This is a genomic window from Rhodanobacter sp. DHB23 (genome assembly GCF_014842975.1).
Lineage (GTDB): Bacteria > Pseudomonadota > Gammaproteobacteria > Xanthomonadales > Rhodanobacteraceae > Rhodanobacter_A.
Genome location: NZ_JACYXK010000029.1, coordinates 81007 through 96733 on the forward strand (window position 1 = coordinate 81007; position 15727 = coordinate 96733).

Genomic DNA, 15727 nt, shown 5'->3' on the forward strand with positions numbered 1-15727 from the left:
GATGATCGGCTACGCTTCATGGCCATAGCCGACCACCCTCGCGCCGGAGAACCCATGCACATCGAACCGATGGAGAGCCGCCTGGCGTCCTTCAGGGATTTCGCCAAGCACTACCTGATGATCGTGCTCAGCATCCTCACCGCGCTGGGGCTGGAGGCATGGATCGAGCACGCGCACCACGCGCGTGCAGCCGAGGAAGCCAGCCAGCACATCCGCACCGAACTGCTGGCGAACCTGGCGGATATACGCAAATCGATCAAGACCAACGACCGGCTGATCACCCCGTTGCAGCAGCTCGACGCGACAGTCAGCGGGGACATCCGCGGCAACCTGCCTGCCGCGACGATCAATCAGCACATCCAGACGCAGAAGAATGCCTTCCAGCTCAGCATCAACTGGCCGACTTTCTCCTCGCAATCCTGGGATGTGGCCGTAGCCAACCAGTCGGCCAGCTGGATCGATGATGCGCGGCTACGCCGCTATTCCCAGGCCTACGCCGACCTGCGCGAAACCTCGAACTGGGTCTCGCACGACGGCATCGCCCTGCTCGACGTACCGGCCATGGAACGGCTGCGCACGCGCATCGACTTCGGCGCGCCCGTCGACCCGCTGGAGTTCGCCGGCACCGTGCGGCAGATGCTGCACACTTCGATGGAAACCCAGTCGCATCTCCAGCAACTGGAAAGCCATCTCGTCGACGCGCTCGGCAAGGAAGCGGAGAGCGGCGCGCACGACTGAACGCACCGCAGGCCCCGGGCATGTCGCGCGCGGCAACCCCTTCGGGCAATCCGTTACGCTTCACAGTCGACCAAGTCCGCGCCGGAGAACCCATGCACATCGAACCGATGGAGAGCCGCCTGGCGTCCTTCAGGGATTTCGCCAAGCACTACCTGATGATCGTGCTCAGCATCCTCACCGCGCTGGGGCTGGAAGCATGGATCGAGCACATGCACCACGCGCACGCGGCGGCCACGGCCAGTGCGCAGATCGAAACCGAGATCCGGCAGAACCTGGCCGACATCGACACCGACATCGCCCACGACAACGCCCGCATGCAGTTCCTGGAAAAGCTGCGCGACCAGCTGCAGGCGGACGTGGCATCGCATGCCGCGCCAGACACCATCCAGCAGCACATCCATCAGCTGGCACCCGAAGGCATCGATCTGGACTGGCGCTGGCCAGTGCTGCGCCGCGAGGCGTGGGACGTGACCGTGGCCAACCAGTCGGCGGGCTGGATCGCGGTCGACCGCCTGCGCAGTTATTCAGCGGTCTATGCCGCACAGGAAGCAAGCACCCGGCTGATATTCATGGATGTGCCATCCATCTTCGACGGCCCGCAAATGCAGAACGTCCTCCTCGACGTACGTACCGGCGACTACCAGCCACGCGACCTGCTGCATGTCGTCAACCAGATGTGCGGCGTCGCCAGCGAAGCCACGCACGGCCTGCAGGCACTCGCGCAGCGGATCCATGCGGTGGTTCCGGATCTGGCACCCGACTCCGGCATGCCTGCCGCAGCACATTGAGGAACCACGCAAGAAGCCCGGCCGGAGCCGGGCTTTTTGCGCAGGAGCGTGGTCCTACTTCTTCTTCGGGATGTAGAGGTCGGTGATGGTGCCCTCGAAGACCTCGGCCGCCATGCCCACCGATTCGCCCAGCGTCGGATGCGGGTGCACGGTGAGCGCGATGTCGGCGGCTTCGGCACCCATCTCCACGGCCAGCGCGATTTCGGAAATCAGGTCGCCCGCATTCACGCCGACCACCGCGCCGCCCACGATGCGGTGGGTTGCCTCGTCGAAGATCAGCTTGGTGAAACCCTCGGTGCGCGCGATGCCGATGGCACGGCCGGAGGCCGCCCACGGGAACTTGCCCACGCCGACCTTGAGGCCCTTCTCCTTGGCCTCGCGCTCGGTGACGCCCACCCAGGCCACTTCGGGATTGGTGAAGGCCACCGACGGGATCACGCGTGCATCGAAATGCGCCTTGTGGCCCGCCGCGACTTCCGCCGCCACGTGCGCCTCGTGCACCGCCTTGTGCGCCAGCATCGGCTGGCCGACGATGTCGCCGATCGCGAAGATGTGCGGCACGTTGGTACGCAGCTGCGTGTCCACGTTGATGAAGCCGCGGTCGGTCACCGCCACGCCGGCCTTGTCCGCGCCGATCTTGTTGCCGTTGGGCGAGCGGCCCACCGCCACCAGCACGCGGTCGAACACGCTGGTCTCGGGGATGCTCTCGCCTTCGTACTTGACCTCGATGCCCTTCTTGCCGGCCTTGGCCTCGGTCACCTTGGTCTTGAGGTGGATGCCCTTGAGCTTGCCGCCGAGGCGCTTGGCCAGCGGCTTGACGAGATCGGCATCGGCGCCTGGGATGATCTGGTCCATGAACTCGACCACGGTCACTTCGCTGCCTAGCGCGGCATACACCGTGGCCATTTCCAGGCCGATGATTCCGCCGCCGACGACCAGCAGCTTGCCGGGCACGTCCTTCATCTCCAGCGCGCCGGTGGAATCCATCACGCGCTCGTCGTCCCACGGGAACGCGGGCAGCTTCACCGACTGCGAGCCGGCGGCGATGATCGCCTGCGCGAAGCGGACGAGCTTCACGCCTTCGGCCGTCTGGACTTCCATCTCGTGCGGCGACACGAAGCTGCCCGTGCCGACCACGGTGCGCACCTTGCGCTGCTTCGCCATGCCGGCGAGGCCCTTGGTGAGCTGGCCCACCACGCTGGCCTTGAAGTCGCGCAGCTTGGCTATGTCGAGCTTGGGCTTGCCGAAAGTGACGCCGTGCGCGGCCATGGCTTCCGCCTCGTCGATCACCGCGGCGGCATGCAGCAGCGCCTTGGACGGGATGCAGCCCACGTTGAGGCAGACGCCGCCCAGCGTGTCGTAGCGCTCCACCAGCACGGTGTCGAGGCCGAGGTCGGCGGCGCGGAACGCGGCGGAGTAGCCGCCGGGGCCGGAGCCGAGGACGACTAGCTGGCACTCGATGTCGGCCGCTTTTCCAGTGGAAGCTGCCGCTTGCGGCGCGTTTGCCCCCTCTCCCCGCTGGGGAGAGGGTTGGGGAGAGGGAGCGGGGCTTGCGGAAGCGCCCGGCGAGACCGAACCCTCACCCCCGGCCCCTCTCCCGGAGGGAGAGGGGAGCGAGGCATCGGCCTTCGCAGGGGGAGGTGCAGCATCGGCGGTTTCGAGGACCAGGATCACCGCGCCCTCGGACACTTCGTCGCCGAGCTTGACCTTCATTTCCTTCACCACGCCGGCGGCGCTGGAGGGAATCTCCATGGTCGCCTTGTCCGATTCCAGCGTGATGAGGCTTTGTTCCTTCGCCACCGTGTCGCCGGGCTTCACCAGCACCTCGATCACCGGCACGTTGTCGTGGCCGCCGATGTCGGGAACCTTGATTTCTATCGTGTTCGCCATGGGGAATCCTTGAATCTGGGAGGCGTGGGAGGTGGCGCCAAGGGCAGCCCCTCACCCCAACCCTCTCCCCCGTTCACCAATCTGTTGACGGGGGAGAGGGGATGAAAGTCAGAGCAAGAGCCGGCGAATGTCGCCAAGCTGCTTGGCCACGAAGGCGGCGAAGCGGGCGGCGAGCGCGCCGTCGATCACGCGGTGGTCGTAGGAGAGCGACAGCGGCAGGATCAGCCGCGGCGCGAATTCCTTGCCGTTCCACACCGGCTTGATCGCCGACTTGGAGACGCCGAGGATCGCCACTTCCGGCGCGTTGACGATCGGCGTGAAGCTGGTGCCGCCGATGCCGCCCAGCGAGCTGATCGAGAAGCAGCCGCCGGACATGTCGTTCGGCCCCAGCTTCTTGTCGCGCGCCTTCTTGGAGATCTCGCCCAGCTCGCGGGCGAGGTCGAGCAGGCCCTTCTTGTCGACGTCGCGGATCACCGGCACCACCAGGCCGTCCGGCGTGTCCACCGCGATGCCGACGTGGTAGTACTTCTTGAGGATCAGCTTCTCGCCGGTCTCGTCCAGCGAGGCGTTGAACTGCGGGAACTCCTTCAGCGCCGCCACCACCGCCTTCATCTGGAACACCAGCGGGGTGATCTTGAGGTCCTTGTTCTCCTCGCCGAGCTTCTTGCGGAAGGCTTCCAGCTCGGTGATGTCGGCGTCCTCGTGCTGGGTGACGTGCGGGATCATCGCCCAGTTGCGCGCGAGGTTGGCGCCGGAGATCTTCTGGATGCGCGAAAGCGGCTTCTCCTCGACCGCGCCGAACTTGCTGAAGTCCACCTTCGGCCACGGCAGCAGGTTGAGCCCGCCGCCGCCGGCGACGGCCGCGCCGCCCTGCACCGGCCGCGCGCCCGAGGCCAGCGCGTGCTTGACATAGGCACTGATGTCCTCGCGCACGATGCGGCCGCCGCGCGCGCTGCCCTTCACTTGCTGGATGTCCACGCCCAGCTCGCGCGCGAAGGCGCGCACCGCGGGGCTGGCGTAGGGCGCATCGCCCGGCATCACGATGTTGGCGTCGAACGGCGGACGCACCTGCGGCGGCACGTCGCCTTCCGGCGGGTTGCCGGGCAGCACGCTGCGGCCGCCCTGCGGCGCGGGCTTTTCTTCCGCCTTCGGGGTCGGAGCGGGCACGGGAGCCGGTGCCGCGGGTGCCGGGGCAGCAGCGCCTTCGGCCTCGATCAACGCGATCAGCGCGCCTTCGGAAACCTCGTCGCCCAGCTTCAGCTTCATTTCCTTGACCACGCCGGCGAACGGCGCGGGGACTTCCATCGTGGCCTTGTCCGATTCCAGCGTGACCAGGCCCTGGTCCTTGGCGACGTGGTCGCCCACCTTCACCAGCACCTCGATCACCGGCACGCCGCTGTGGCCGCCGATGTCGGGCACGCGCGCTTCGCGCACGCCACCACTTGCGGCGGCCTGGGGCGCAGGCGCGGATACGGCGGCGGCCGGGGCGGGGCTGGCTGCAGCGGCCGGCTGCGGAGCGGGCGCAGGCGAAGGGGCGGGCGCAGCGGCGGCGCCCTCGGCCTCGATCAGCGCGATCACCGCACCCTCGGAAACCTCCTGCCCCAGCTTCACCTTCACTTCCTTCACGATGCCCGCGAACGGCGCCGGCACTTCCATGGTGGCCTTGTCCGATTCCAGCGTGATCAGGCTCTGCTCCTTCTCCACGCGGTCGCCGGGTTTGATCAGCACCTCGATCACCGGCACGTTGTCGTGGCCGCCGATGTCGGGTACGCGGGCTTCTTGGATGGCCATGGTGTCTCCTGGGGATGGCGAAGGCAGACCGCGAGGGGGACAGGAAGCGGCCGCAAGACTTGCATGATAGCGAACGAGGCATCCGGCGGAAGCACTACTTTCGCCGCGCCCGCACATGCGCATACGTATGCAATGCGCGAGCGCCCTCCCCCGTGACCTGCAGCCCATGCACGGCCCCGCCCGGCTGGCCCACACTGCACTGGCCAGCCCATGGAACCAGGCCACCCAATGCTCAGCATCAGCCACCTGTCCAAGACCTACGCCAACGGCGTGCGCGCGCTGCGCGACATCTCGCTGGAGATCCCCAACGGCATGTTCGGCCTGCTGGGGCCGAACGGCGCGGGCAAGTCCTCGCTGATGCGCACCATCGCCACCCTGCAGGAGCCGGACGAAGGCAGCATCCGGCTGGACGGGCTGGACCTGCTGGCCGACAAGGAGGCCACCCGCCGCCTGCTCGGCTACCTGCCGCAGGAATTCGGCGTGTACCCGAAGGTTTCCGCGGAGGCGATGCTGGACCACTTCGCGGTGCTCAAGGGCGTCACCGCCCGGGGCGAGCGGCGCGAGCTGGTGGAGGCGCTGCTGCGCCAGGTGAACCTGTGGGACGTGCGCCGGCGCAAGCTGGGCACCTATTCCGGCGGCATGCGCCAGCGCTTCGGCATCGCCCAGGCGCTGATCGGCGACCCGCGGCTGGTGATCGTGGACGAGCCCACCGCCGGCCTCGATCCGGAGGAACGCAACCGCTTCCTGAACCTGCTGGCCGAGATCGGCGAGCGCGTGGTGGTGATCCTCTCCACCCACATCGTCGAGGACGTCACCGACCTCTGCCAGCGCATGGCCATCATCGGCCAGGGCCAGGTGCTGCTCGCCGGCGAGCCGCTCGAGGCGATCCGTGCGCTGGAGGGCAGGGTCTGGCGGCGCAGCATCGACAAGGCCGAGCTGGACGGCTACCGCGCCCGCATGAACATCCTCTCCACCCGCCTCGCCGGCGGCCGCACCCTGCTGCACGTGCTGGCCGACGAACGGCCCGAGGCGGGCTTCGAACCGGTGGCGCCGGACCTGGAAGACGTCTACTTCGGCCGCCTGCGCGCGCAGGCCACCACCCGCGCGGCCTGACGGACGGACCCGCCATGTTCTTCGAGATCCTCCGCTTCGAACTGCGCCAGCAGCTGAAGGCGCCGCTGTTCTGGATCATCGCCGCGGTGTTTGCGGCGCTGGCCTTCGTGCTCACCTGCACCGACGCGGTGATGGCGGGAGGCGCCAGCGGCAACGTGCTGCGCAACGCCCCGCTGGTGATCGTGCGCCTGCTCAACGCGCTCGCGCCGCTGTGCATGCTGTTGGCCGCCGCCTTCGTGGCTGGCGCCGCGCTGCGCGATTTCGACCTCGGCACCGCCGAGCTGGTGTTCTCCACGCCGCTGCGCAAGCGCGACTACCTGGGCGGGCGTTTCGCCGCGGGCCTGCTGGTGATGGCGGCGATCATGCTGCTGTGCGCGCTGGCGCTGGCCGCGGGCGGCAGCATGCCGTGGATCGACGCGGCACGGCTGGGCCCGCCGGACTGGCGCGGCTACGCGTGGGGGTTCGGCGTGCTGGTGCTGCCCAACCTGCTGTTCATCGCCGCGGCGCTGTTCCTGCTCGCCACCGCCACGCGTTCGCTGCTGGCCACGCTGATCGGCGTCATCGCCTTCATCGTGCTGCTGTCCATCGCCCGGCTGCTCACGCAGGACGTGAACCACTACACGCTGGCGGCCATCCTCGATCCGTTCGGCAGCCGCACGCTGCAGATCGTCACGCGCTACTGGGCGCCGGAGCAGACCAACCACCAGTTGCCATCGCTGGATGGCCTGCTGCTGTTCAACCGGCTGCTGTGGGTCGGCGTCTCCGCGGTGCTGGCCGGCACCGCGTTCGCGCTGTTCCGCACGGACCGCGAGGGCATCCGGCTGCGCCGCCGCGCGAAACGCGCCGAACCGCCGATGCTGCGCCCCGCCTTCATGGCCAGTTCGATGGACCTGCCCAAGGTGCGACTGGCCAGCAACTGGCGCGCACGACTGGTCCAGCTGCGGCAACTGACGACGTTCGAGACATGCAGCGTGCTGCGCGGCGTGCCGTTCCTGGTGATGGTGGTGTTCGGCCTGGTCAACCTGGCGTTCGCGCTGGCGCTGAGCGGGCGCATCTACGGCACCGCCACCTACCCGGTGACGCACAGCGTGCTGGACATGGTCGTCGGCGGCACGCACTGGCTGCTGTACGTGATCGTGATGTTCTACGCCGGCGAACTGGTGTGGCGCGAGCGCAGCCAGCACAGCGCCGAGGTGAGCGACGCGTTCCCGCTGCCCGACTGGATCGCGCTGGCCGCCAAGCTGGGCGCGCTGCTGGCGGTGATCGCGCTGTACATGCTCGCCGGCGCGGTGTTCGGCATCGGCTGGCAGCTGGGCCACGGCTACACGCACATCGAGCCCGGGCTTTATCTCGGCACGCTGGCGCTGCAGGCGATTCCGCTGGTGCTGCTGGCGGTGCTGGCGCTGTTCCTGCAGGTGGCCACCAACAACCGCTACGTGGGCTACCTGCTGGTGATCGTCTGGTTCGTCAGCCAGCTCGCCCTGCCGTGGCTGCACTGGGACCACAACCTGTACAACTACGCCAGCGCGCCCGACGTGCCGTATTCGGACCTGAACGGCTTCGGCCATTTCCTGGTCGGCGCACTGTGGTTCTACGCCTACTGGGCCTGCCTGGCGCTGGCGCTGCTGGTGCTGGCCGCGCTGCTGTGGGTGCGCGGCACCGGGACCGGCTGGGCGGAGCGGCTGCGCGAGGCCCGCGCGCGCCTGCACCCGGCCCTGGCAGTGGTCCTGGCCTGCTCGCTGCTGGGTTTCGCCGGCCTCGGCGGCTGGATCTTCTACAACACCAACGTGCTCAACCACTACCAGAACGGCACCGCGCGGCAGCGCGAGCACGCCGACTACGAGAAGCAGTACGCGAAGTACGCCGACCTGCCGCAACCGCGCATCACCGCGGTGAAGGCCGAGGTGGACATCCACCCGTACCGGCGGCAACTGCATATCCATGCGCACTACACCCTGGTCAACAAGCACGACGTGCCGGTGACCGAGCTGCTGGTGAACTACGCCGACGGCTTCGAGCCGAAGACGCTCGCGTTCGCGCCGCACGACACGACGAGCTTCGACCACCGCCTCGGCGTGGCCATCTACAAGCTCAGGACGCCGCTGGCGCCCGGCGCATCGATGCCGTTCGACTTCGACCTCGACTACGCCCCCGGAGGCTTCACCAACGGCACCGGGGAGACCTTCCTGGTGCACAACGGCAGCTTCTTCAACAGCGCGGTGCTGCCGCACTTCGGCTACCAGACCGATGGGCAGCTCACCGACCGCAACGACCGCCGGAAGTATGGCCTGAAGCCCAACGTACCGCGCATGCCGCCGCTGGGCGACGAAAAGGCGCGCGCCAACACCTACATCGCCAACGACGCGGACTGGATAGCTTTCGACACCACCGTCTCCACCGCCGCCGACCAGATCGCGCTGGCCCCCGGCACGCTGGTGAAGGAATGGACGCAGGGCGACCGCCGCTACTTCCACTACACGATGCAGCAGCCGATGCTGCCGTTCTACGCGTACCTGTCCGCGCGCTACGCGGTGAAGACCGTGGACTGGAAGGGCGTGGCCATCTCGGTCTACTACAACCCCGACCACGCCTGGAACGTGGACCGCATGATCGCCAGCGTGAAGGACTCGCTTGACTACTACGACGCCCACTACACGCCCTACCAGTTCAGGCAGCTGCGCATCGTGGAGTTCCCCGGCTACGCCTCGTTCGCGCAGAGCTTCGCCAACACCATCCCGTTCTCGGAATCGATCGGCTTCATCGCCGACCTGCGCGACCCCAGCCAGATCGACTACGTGTACTACGTGACCGCGCACGAAGTGGCGCACCAGTGGTGGGCGCACCGCGTGATCGGCGCGGACATGCAGGGCTCGACCATGCTGAGCGAATCGCTGGCGCAATACAGCGCGCTGATGGTGATGAAGCACAAATACGGCGCCGACCAGATGCGCAAGTTCCTCAAGTACGAGCTGGACAAGTACCTGGCCGGCCGCGGCACCGACAAGGTGGCCGAGGAGCCGCTGGCGAAGGTGGAGAACGAGCAGTACATCCACTACAACAAGGGCTCGGTGATCTTCTATGCGCTGCAGGACTACGTGGGCGAGGACAAGCTCGACGCCATCCTCAAGCAGTTCCTAGTCGACAAGGGCTTCCAGCAGCCGCCCTACACCACCTCGAAGGAATTCATGGGTGCGCTGTCCGCCGGGCTGGGGTCGCCATGGCAACCGCTGCTCGACGACTTCTTCTGGAAGATCACCCTGTTCGACGACCGCATGCTCGGCGCCACCGCGAAGAAGCTCCCCGACGGCAGATACGAGGTGACGATGAAGGTGCACGCCGGCATGGTCCATGCCGATGGCAAGGGCAAGGAAGTCGCTGCCGCGCCGGACATCCCAATCGCCATCGGCGTGTTCGCCGCCTCGCCCGGCGACGGCAAGGACGGCAAGCCGCTGTACCTGGAGAAGCGCATGCTGCCCGACGGCGACAGCACCATCACGGTGACCGTGGACGGCAAGCCCGCGATGGCCGGCATCGATCCGTACAACGAGCTGGTCGACCGGGTGCCGGACGACAACCGCAAGCCGGTGACGATGCAGTAAAGCCTGGCGGGCTCAGAGCCTGTTCAATGCCTCCACGCAACCCGCGTGGAGTATTAGTGGCTGCGTTCGTCGATGTCGCTGACGCGGCCGTCGACCAGGGTGACCACGACCACATGGCCGTCACGGCGGTACTGCCATTGCTCGCCCGGCGCCGCATTGCCGGGCGCCGCACGCGTGCGTTTCCCGCGGCGCCCCTTGCCTTGCCCGCCGCCGCGGCGCGACTTGTGCGAGGGCTTGCCCAGCAGGTCGGTCACGGTGGCCGCGCTGTCGCCCACCACCAGCACGCGGTTGCCGACGCGCAGGCTGTCGGAGGCGACGGCGCCAGTGGCGACGACAAACAGGGTGAAGGCCAGCAGGCCGGCCAATGCCTGACGATGCATCACGCGTCCTCCATGCGTAGGCGCTGCGCGCCCGGTCAGGCAAGCTAACCCGCCCGGATCGGCGGCGACGCCAGTCGACGACCGGCGATCCGGTGGGCGTGCTGCAGACGTTCGTGTAGTCGTACGCCATCGGGCGCACGGTCAGGAATGCGTGGCGCCGGCGAGGTTGTGCATGTCCAGATGGATGCCGCGCAGGCGCGGCAGTTGCCGGCGCAGGCAGCGCGCGAACTCCTCCGGCAGCACGCCAATCGCATGCTCGAAGGCCTGCAGCAAGGCGCTCTCGTCCTGCGCCAGGGCGCGGATCCAGACGTGGTCGCGCCGCGCGCTGGCCCGCGCCATGCTGCCCACCAGGCGGCAACGCAAGGCGGCGCGCCAACTGCCGTTGGTGCGCGGCTTGCCGCCGGCCAGTTCCATTCCGTGCTGCAGCTCGACGATCACGGAAGCAAGCGCCTGCGCCTCCTCCACCAGCACCACGCGCAGGCCTGGCTCGTTCACCGCCAGCGCGGCATGGCGATACAGGCGGCACAAGTCGACGCTGCGGCGGATCAGCTGGTTGCAGGTTGCGCGTACGGGATTCATGGCCATGGTCGCCGCGGACGGATGCCGGGATGGATGGGCCATCCTCATTCATGGCTACTTAGCCGGAGATTAATCCGCGGCCGCGTGCCGGCTTGCAGGGCTCGTCGACCACGTGCGCCGGAGCGGTGAACAAGGCAGTTCCGGACGCCCCATGGCACACGATCCAGCTCACCTGAATCTCTGCCGGCCCGCGCCACCGGGGGAGCCGCTTTGTCGCTGGCGAAAGTGCGCGCGAAGCCTGCTCACCCGCCAATCTGCAACAGGTCCAGCGCACGGCCGCGGTTGTCGCGCACGCCCTGCTGCAACTCGGACAGCTGCCGGATCGCCGGGCACAACGCCAGGATCTGCGGCCGTAACGCCTGCATCCGCCGGCGCATGCGCGGCTCCAGTTGCGTGGCAAGGTCCGCGGCGCGGTCGCGCAGATCGGCGGCGGTCTGCAGGTCGCCGCCCATGGCGGCATTCAGCGCCTGCTGGCCGAGGTCGCCGGCGATCAGGGGCAGCAGGTCGCTCTCGATCCGGCTGACGTACTGGTTCATCGCGTCGCCCTGCCAATCCTTCGTGCTGTTGCTGGCCCCGATGCGCTGCTTGAGGCTGGCCGCATCCGCCGCCAGCCGCTGATCGAGCTGCATGCGCGCATCGGCGCCCAGGCCCATGCCAGCCGCTTCCTCGTGCAGGCCCTGCACCGCGATGTCCACGCCATGCCGGGCCACCGTGCGCACGCGCGGCGCCAGCGCGCGCAGGTCGCGCTCGAACAGGGCGAGGCGATCCTGGTCCTCCGCGTTCAACCCCACCACCGCGCCATCCACACGCAACGCGCCCTGGTTCAACTCCACCCGCGTGGGCGCGGGCGAGGGGCGGTCGAACAGCAGGCTGTCCGGCCGCAACGTCACGTCATAGCTGCTGGTGGCATGGCAGGTAGTGGCCAGATCCTGCGCGTGCAGCGGCAATGCGACAAGCAGCGGCAGGAGGCAAAGCGACAGGTGGCGTAAGCACATCGAGCGGATTCCACGGACGAAGTGGCACAGCGATACCTGCCGGCAAGTCAACCCGTGCTGAACGCGCGACGGTTCACGCGTGCTTCCGCCCTGCCCGCAGGATGCAGACCCTGCCCGAGCCGATCGACGCCACCAGCCGGCATGGCATCGGCACTGCCCGGGATCAGCCCGTCGTCCAACCGTGGGCGCCCGCGACCCTTTCCAGGTCTCAATGGCGCCGCTGGAACTGCAAGCCCACGGCCGGCGTACCCAACTTCCACGCCAGCCACCCCAGCAGCGGAACCGCGACGGCTTTCAGTGCGAGCGTGATGCGATAGACGCGCCGCGCATGCAGCACGGCGTTGTGCATCACTTCATCGCTGCCGAACTGGACCAGCGCGTCGGCACTGGCGCGGTCGAACTGTGGCCACTGCGCCAGCATCATGCCGCCGCCGACCAGCGCCCACAGCGCCAGCGCACCACAGGCCACGCGCAACGGTGCGCGCGCCCAGGCCTGGCGCAGGATGCAACCGGCGCAGAGCACGATGACCGCGAACGCGGCCGCGAAATAGCCGATGTCCCAGGCCAGCATGCGGTGCATCGCGGCGCTGTCGGCAGGCGACAGGTCCACGCGTTGCGCCCACAGCAATTGCGCATGGCCGGCGTACTGCACGCAGCCGAACGCCGCGAGCAGCAACAGCAGCCAGACCACCACGCGCCAGGCCGCGAAACCGCGCGGCCCGGCAGGTGCCGCCACCGGCATCAATGCCCGGCCTGCTTCAAGGTGGCGAGATCGGCCAGCACCTGGCTGGAATTCGCCTTGGGATCCACGTCCACGTAGACCTTGGCGATCCTGCCCTGCGGATCGATCAGGAAGGTGGTGCGCTTGGCGTAGTGCATGCCCGCCATGCTGTTGAGCACACCGTATTCGGTGGCCGTCTTGCGGTCCGAATCGGCGAGCAGCGGGAACGGCACGTGGTACTTGGCGGCGAAATCCGCATGCGATTTCACGTCGTCCAGGCTCACGCCCACCACCGACGCGCCGGCCTGCCGCAGCTTGGCGACGTCATCGCGGAAGGTGCACACCTCGGTGGTGCAGCCAGGCGTGAAATCCTTGGGATAGAAATACAGCACCAGCCAATGGCCCTGGTAATCGGCCGGGCTGCGCCAATGGCCGTTCTGGTCCTGCAGGCGGAAGGCCGGCGCGGCGGTGCCGGCCTGCGGCAGGGCCTCGTCGGCAAATACGGGAGCGGCGAGCAGGCCGCACAGCAAGGTCAAGGCGAGCAACACTGACAGGCGGCGCATGGCGGTACTCCAGGGAAGGAAGGGCAACGCCCAGTGTACGCCGCCACGCAAGCGAAGGGCGCCGCACGGCGCCCTTCGCTTGCGCAATGAACCCGGTGCTCAGGGGCGGTTGATGGTGAACCGTCCGACCGACACGCCGAGGTTGATGCCTTCGCCATGGCCGGCCAGCGCCAGCGAGGTGGTGCCCTTGGTCAGCACCTGCACGGTGCCGCTCTTCACCACGCCGGCTTCCGCGCCGGCCTGCGCGTATCCGCCGAACACGTCGTCGATGTTGCGCACGTGCGTGATGTCGCCGGTGCCGTGGTCGATGCGGTACTTGCCGGCCGTGAGGCCACCGCCGATCACCGCGATTTTCACCGCGGCCTGCTGTCCGTTGTCGCAGTGCACGGTGCCGCTGCCTTCGGCATGCTTGTAGAGGATCGACCAGCCCGACAGGTTGAAGTCGAGGTGGCATTTCACGTTCGCCTCGGCGGCATGGGCGGGCACGGCCGGCACGATTGCCAAGGTGCCCGAACCCAGCAACAGGGCGGCGGTCAAGGCGAGGGTGCGCTTGCTCATTGTCGTCTCCTAGGTTTGCGGGATCGTCGCGATCCGGCCAGGTCTCGGCGGGAACGCACGATGCAGCCTCGGCGCCGCATCGTGACGACGACGTGAGCTCCACGCGCCTCCGTTCATCTTGTTGATGTTTCGCTAACGCAATGGCATCCACACTGCATGCCACACTCGTCCACCGCGACAGGAGCGGGCATGCCCAAGTATTCGCTGGTCGGTTACGATGGTTCGGACGCGGCACGGCGCGCCTTCGCTTTCGCGATGGAACTGGCGCGCGGCTGCGGCGGGCGGGTGCGCGTGGTGTCGGTGCTGCAGGTGGCCGAAGGCGGCGACACCTGCGCCCTGATGATGACCGACTCCGGCACGCAGCGCATGCAGGAGCTCAAGGACGAACTGGCCGCGCTCGATCCCGACACCGCCCGCCTCGTCGACATCGAGCTCACCCACGGCAGCCCCGGCGACGTGCTGCTCAGCCAGGTCGCCCAGCGCGGCATCGACCACATCGTGATCGGGCATACCGAACGTGGCGCGCTGGCGCGCTGGCTGGTCGGCTCGGTTTCCGACAACGTGCTGGCGCGGGCGCACGTGCCGGTGACCGTGGTGCGTTGAGCGGCGCTGCCGCCTGCCCAATATCTCGATCCACCCTGCAGCCATTCGATGGCGGCGCGAAGCTTCTCGAGAACGCCGACGGGTGCCTACTGCGCCGTGGCCGCCTGCTCGCGCGGCACCGCGTCGATCTTGCGCTGTGCCTGCTGCTCCAGCTTGAGCCTTGCCACGTCGACCGGACGGATCTTCGCGATGAAGCACGGCGGGTAGCCGCGACCGGTCAGCACCTTGTCGAAATTCACCGACACGTCGCCGGCGAACGAGGTGAGCCCGATGGCATTGGCGAAGGCCAGGTTCGGGCAGGCGTTCACGTCGAGCAACCAGGCGCGGTTGGCCTGCGTATAGACGGCCAACTGGTCATTGCCCAACGACTCCCACGAATACAGGTTGTAGAAGTGGAAGCTGCGCACCGGCGCACCGGCGGCCGCCGCATAGGCGGCCTGGCGCTGGGCCATCCGCTGCGCATAGGGCACGCTGGAACATGCGCCCAGCAGCATCGCCAGCATGGCGACCATCCACGAAGTCTTGCGGGACATGGCGGCACTCCTCATCGTCGATGCGTGCTGTAACGCGCGAGCGGTCGGCGGGTGTACCTGCCGGGGCCTGCCCCATGCCTCCACGTGGCCCGCGGAGCTATTGCACAGGCTCCTACTTCTTGCCGCCCTTCTTCGGCAGCGCCTGCCACTGGTCGGGCACGAAGCCGCCCACCTCGTAGACCAGTTCCACCTTCTTCTCGCCGTCCTGCATGGTGACGGGCAGGCTGATCTTCCTCGATTTCTGCAACAGGGCGATGAAGCCCTTGTCGTCGCGGATCATCAGCGCCGGCTCGCCGGTGGGCGGCGCATAGGCCTTGATCGGGTGCGGCTTGTCGTCGAACTTCGCGGCGATGGTGCAATCGCCCTTGCAGACGAAGCCGTGGGCATCGCTGTACAGGAACGCGCTCTGGCCCCAGCTGGTGTGCCGGCGCAGCACCAGCCGCACGCGCACGTCGGTGGGCTGGCTTTCGTAGATCGATGCGGTGGACTGCGTGCCGCCTTCCATCGGCGCCACCTGGTACTGCCACAGCGCGGCGAGGCGCGTCTTCTCGCTGTTCTCCTTCCAGCGCTTCTCGACGTCGGGCAGGGTCTGCTGCACTTCCTTCGCCGCGGCGCTGCCGGGGAAGCGCTGCACGATGTCCTCGCCCATCGTTGCCGCCATCTGGTCGTTGTGCATGGCCAGCAACTGGCGATAGGTAGCGAGGTTCTGCGCCGCCTCGCTGGCTTGCGCCTGCGCCTGTTGTTGCGCGGCATCCGGCGCAGGCGCGCCACCCTGCGAACAGGCGGCGAGGAGCAGCGCGCCGGCAAGGGCGGCGAGTGCGGAACGCGGGCGTGGCGAGGCAGGTGTCATCGGAGAATCATCCGGGGTGGAACCAG

The 15727-nt window shown here is 68.0% G+C and carries 15 protein-coding genes; 5 read left to right on the forward strand and 10 right to left on the reverse strand.

The window, feature by feature from the left end; all coding sequences use genetic code 11:
• Positions 1–54 precede the first annotated feature (54 nt).
• Together IHE47_RS15210 and IHE47_RS15215 are read left to right on the forward strand one after the other, a co-directional pair.
• Positions 55–738 (forward strand): hypothetical protein, encoded by a 684-nt coding sequence (locus IHE47_RS15210; RefSeq protein WP_192107398.1) that lies wholly within the window; start codon positions 55–57, stop codon positions 736–738.
• Positions 739–830: 92 nt separating this feature from the next.
• Entirely contained in the window at positions 831–1526 is a 696-nt protein-coding gene (locus IHE47_RS15215) for a hypothetical protein (RefSeq protein WP_192107400.1), read from the forward strand.
• Between the two features lie 54 nt (positions 1527–1580).
• Here the strand turns inward: IHE47_RS15215 and lpdA are convergent, their stop codons facing one another.
• Together lpdA and aceF are read right to left on the reverse strand one after the other, a co-directional pair.
• Positions 1581–3416 carry a dihydrolipoyl dehydrogenase gene (gene lpdA, locus IHE47_RS15220; RefSeq protein ID WP_192107402.1) on the reverse strand — a complete coding sequence of 612 codons (1836 nt, stop codon included), beginning with the start codon at positions 3414–3416 and terminating at the stop codon, positions 1581–1583.
• Positions 3417–3524: 108 nt separating this feature from the next.
• Positions 3525–5207, reverse strand: coding sequence for a dihydrolipoyllysine-residue acetyltransferase (gene aceF / locus IHE47_RS15225; protein ID WP_192107404.1), 1683 nt, complete (start codon positions 5205–5207; stop codon positions 3525–3527).
• 228 nt (positions 5208–5435) lie between these two features.
• On the opposite strand from aceF, the gene IHE47_RS15230 reads away from it, so the two are divergent.
• Both IHE47_RS15230 and IHE47_RS15235 read left to right on the forward strand, forming a co-directional pair.
• Positions 5436–6320, forward strand: coding sequence for an ABC transporter ATP-binding protein (locus IHE47_RS15230; protein WP_192107406.1), 885 nt, complete (start codon positions 5436–5438; stop codon positions 6318–6320).
• 14 nt (positions 6321–6334) lie between these two features.
• Positions 6335–9919 carry a M1 family aminopeptidase gene (locus IHE47_RS15235; protein ID WP_192107407.1) on the forward strand — a complete coding sequence of 1195 codons (3585 nt, stop codon included), beginning with the start codon at positions 6335–6337 and terminating at the stop codon, positions 9917–9919.
• A 53-nt stretch (positions 9920–9972) separates the two neighbouring features.
• Here IHE47_RS15235 and IHE47_RS15240 read toward each other — a convergent pair whose 3' ends face one another.
• From IHE47_RS15240 to IHE47_RS15265, 6 genes are all read right to left on the reverse strand, one after another.
• Positions 9973–10299 (reverse strand): DUF2845 domain-containing protein, encoded by a 327-nt coding sequence (locus IHE47_RS15240; protein WP_192108316.1) that lies wholly within the window; start codon positions 10297–10299, stop codon positions 9973–9975.
• 141 nt (positions 10300–10440) lie between these two features.
• Entirely contained in the window at positions 10441–10878 is a 438-nt protein-coding gene (locus tag IHE47_RS15245; protein WP_225561993.1) for a DUF2383 domain-containing protein, read from the reverse strand.
• A gap of 242 nt (positions 10879–11120) precedes the next feature.
• Complete coding sequence (locus IHE47_RS15250) at positions 11121–11873, reverse strand: DUF2884 family protein (RefSeq protein ID WP_192107410.1); 753 nt, start codon at positions 11871–11873, stop codon at positions 11121–11123.
• Positions 11874–12081: 208 nt separating this feature from the next.
• The gene (locus IHE47_RS15255) at positions 12082–12609 is read right to left on the reverse strand and encodes a hypothetical protein (RefSeq protein ID WP_343227491.1); all 528 of its coding nucleotides are present in this window, start codon (positions 12607–12609) and stop codon (positions 12082–12084) included.
• A 5-nt stretch (positions 12610–12614) separates the two neighbouring features.
• Positions 12615–13157, reverse strand: coding sequence for a peroxiredoxin (locus IHE47_RS15260; protein WP_192107414.1), 543 nt, complete (start codon positions 13155–13157; stop codon positions 12615–12617).
• A 99-nt stretch (positions 13158–13256) separates the two neighbouring features.
• Positions 13257–13715 (reverse strand): hypothetical protein, encoded by a 459-nt coding sequence (locus tag IHE47_RS15265; protein ID WP_192107416.1) that lies wholly within the window; start codon positions 13713–13715, stop codon positions 13257–13259.
• Positions 13716–13904: 189 nt separating this feature from the next.
• On the opposite strand from IHE47_RS15265, the gene IHE47_RS15270 reads away from it, so the two are divergent.
• Positions 13905–14318, forward strand: a complete 414-nt coding sequence (locus IHE47_RS15270; protein ID WP_192107418.1) for a universal stress protein — start codon at positions 13905–13907, stop codon at positions 14316–14318.
• A gap of 86 nt (positions 14319–14404) precedes the next feature.
• Here the strand turns inward: IHE47_RS15270 and IHE47_RS15275 are convergent, their stop codons facing one another.
• Positions 14405–14851: a DUF6491 family protein gene (locus tag IHE47_RS15275; RefSeq protein ID WP_192107420.1), complete on the reverse strand. Its 447-nt coding sequence runs from the start codon at positions 14849–14851 to the stop codon at positions 14405–14407.
• 112 nt (positions 14852–14963) lie between these two features.
• Positions 14964–15701, reverse strand: coding sequence for a hypothetical protein (locus IHE47_RS15280; RefSeq protein ID WP_192107422.1), 738 nt, complete (start codon positions 15699–15701; stop codon positions 14964–14966).
• Positions 15702–15727: the final 26 nt, after the last annotated feature.

Coding starts and splice junctions, on each gene's coding strand:
- IHE47_RS15275 (WP_192107420.1), bottom strand. CDS start 14,851: ATGTCCCGCAAGACTTCGTGGATGGTCGCCATGCTGGCGATGCTGCTG.
- IHE47_RS15270 (WP_192107418.1), top strand. CDS start 13,905: ATGCCCAAGTATTCGCTGGTCGGTTACGATGGTTCGGACGCGGCACGG.
- IHE47_RS15215 (WP_192107400.1), top strand. CDS start 831: ATGCACATCGAACCGATGGAGAGCCGCCTGGCGTCCTTCAGGGATTTC.
- IHE47_RS15210 (WP_192107398.1), top strand. CDS start 55: ATGCACATCGAACCGATGGAGAGCCGCCTGGCGTCCTTCAGGGATTTC.
- aceF (WP_192107404.1), bottom strand. CDS start 5,207: ATGGCCATCCAAGAAGCCCGCGTACCCGACATCGGCGGCCACGACAAC.
- IHE47_RS15250 (WP_192107410.1), bottom strand. CDS start 11,873: ATGTGCTTACGCCACCTGTCGCTTTGCCTCCTGCCGCTGCTTGTCGCA.
- IHE47_RS15245 (WP_225561993.1), bottom strand. CDS start 10,878: ATGAATCCCGTACGCGCAACCTGCAACCAGCTGATCCGCCGCAGCGTC.
- IHE47_RS15235 (WP_192107407.1), top strand. CDS start 6,335: ATGTTCTTCGAGATCCTCCGCTTCGAACTGCGCCAGCAGCTGAAGGCG.
- IHE47_RS15230 (WP_192107406.1), top strand. CDS start 5,436: ATGCTCAGCATCAGCCACCTGTCCAAGACCTACGCCAACGGCGTGCGC.
- IHE47_RS15240 (WP_192108316.1), bottom strand. CDS start 10,299: ATGCATCGTCAGGCATTGGCCGGCCTGCTGGCCTTCACCCTGTTTGTC.
- IHE47_RS15265 (WP_192107416.1), bottom strand. CDS start 13,715: ATGAGCAAGCGCACCCTCGCCTTGACCGCCGCCCTGTTGCTGGGTTCG.
- IHE47_RS15260 (WP_192107414.1), bottom strand. CDS start 13,157: ATGCGCCGCCTGTCAGTGTTGCTCGCCTTGACCTTGCTGTGCGGCCTG.
- IHE47_RS15280 (WP_192107422.1), bottom strand. CDS start 15,701: ATGACACCTGCCTCGCCACGCCCGCGTTCCGCACTCGCCGCCCTTGCC.
- lpdA (WP_192107402.1), bottom strand. CDS start 3,416: ATGGCGAACACGATAGAAATCAAGGTTCCCGACATCGGCGGCCACGAC.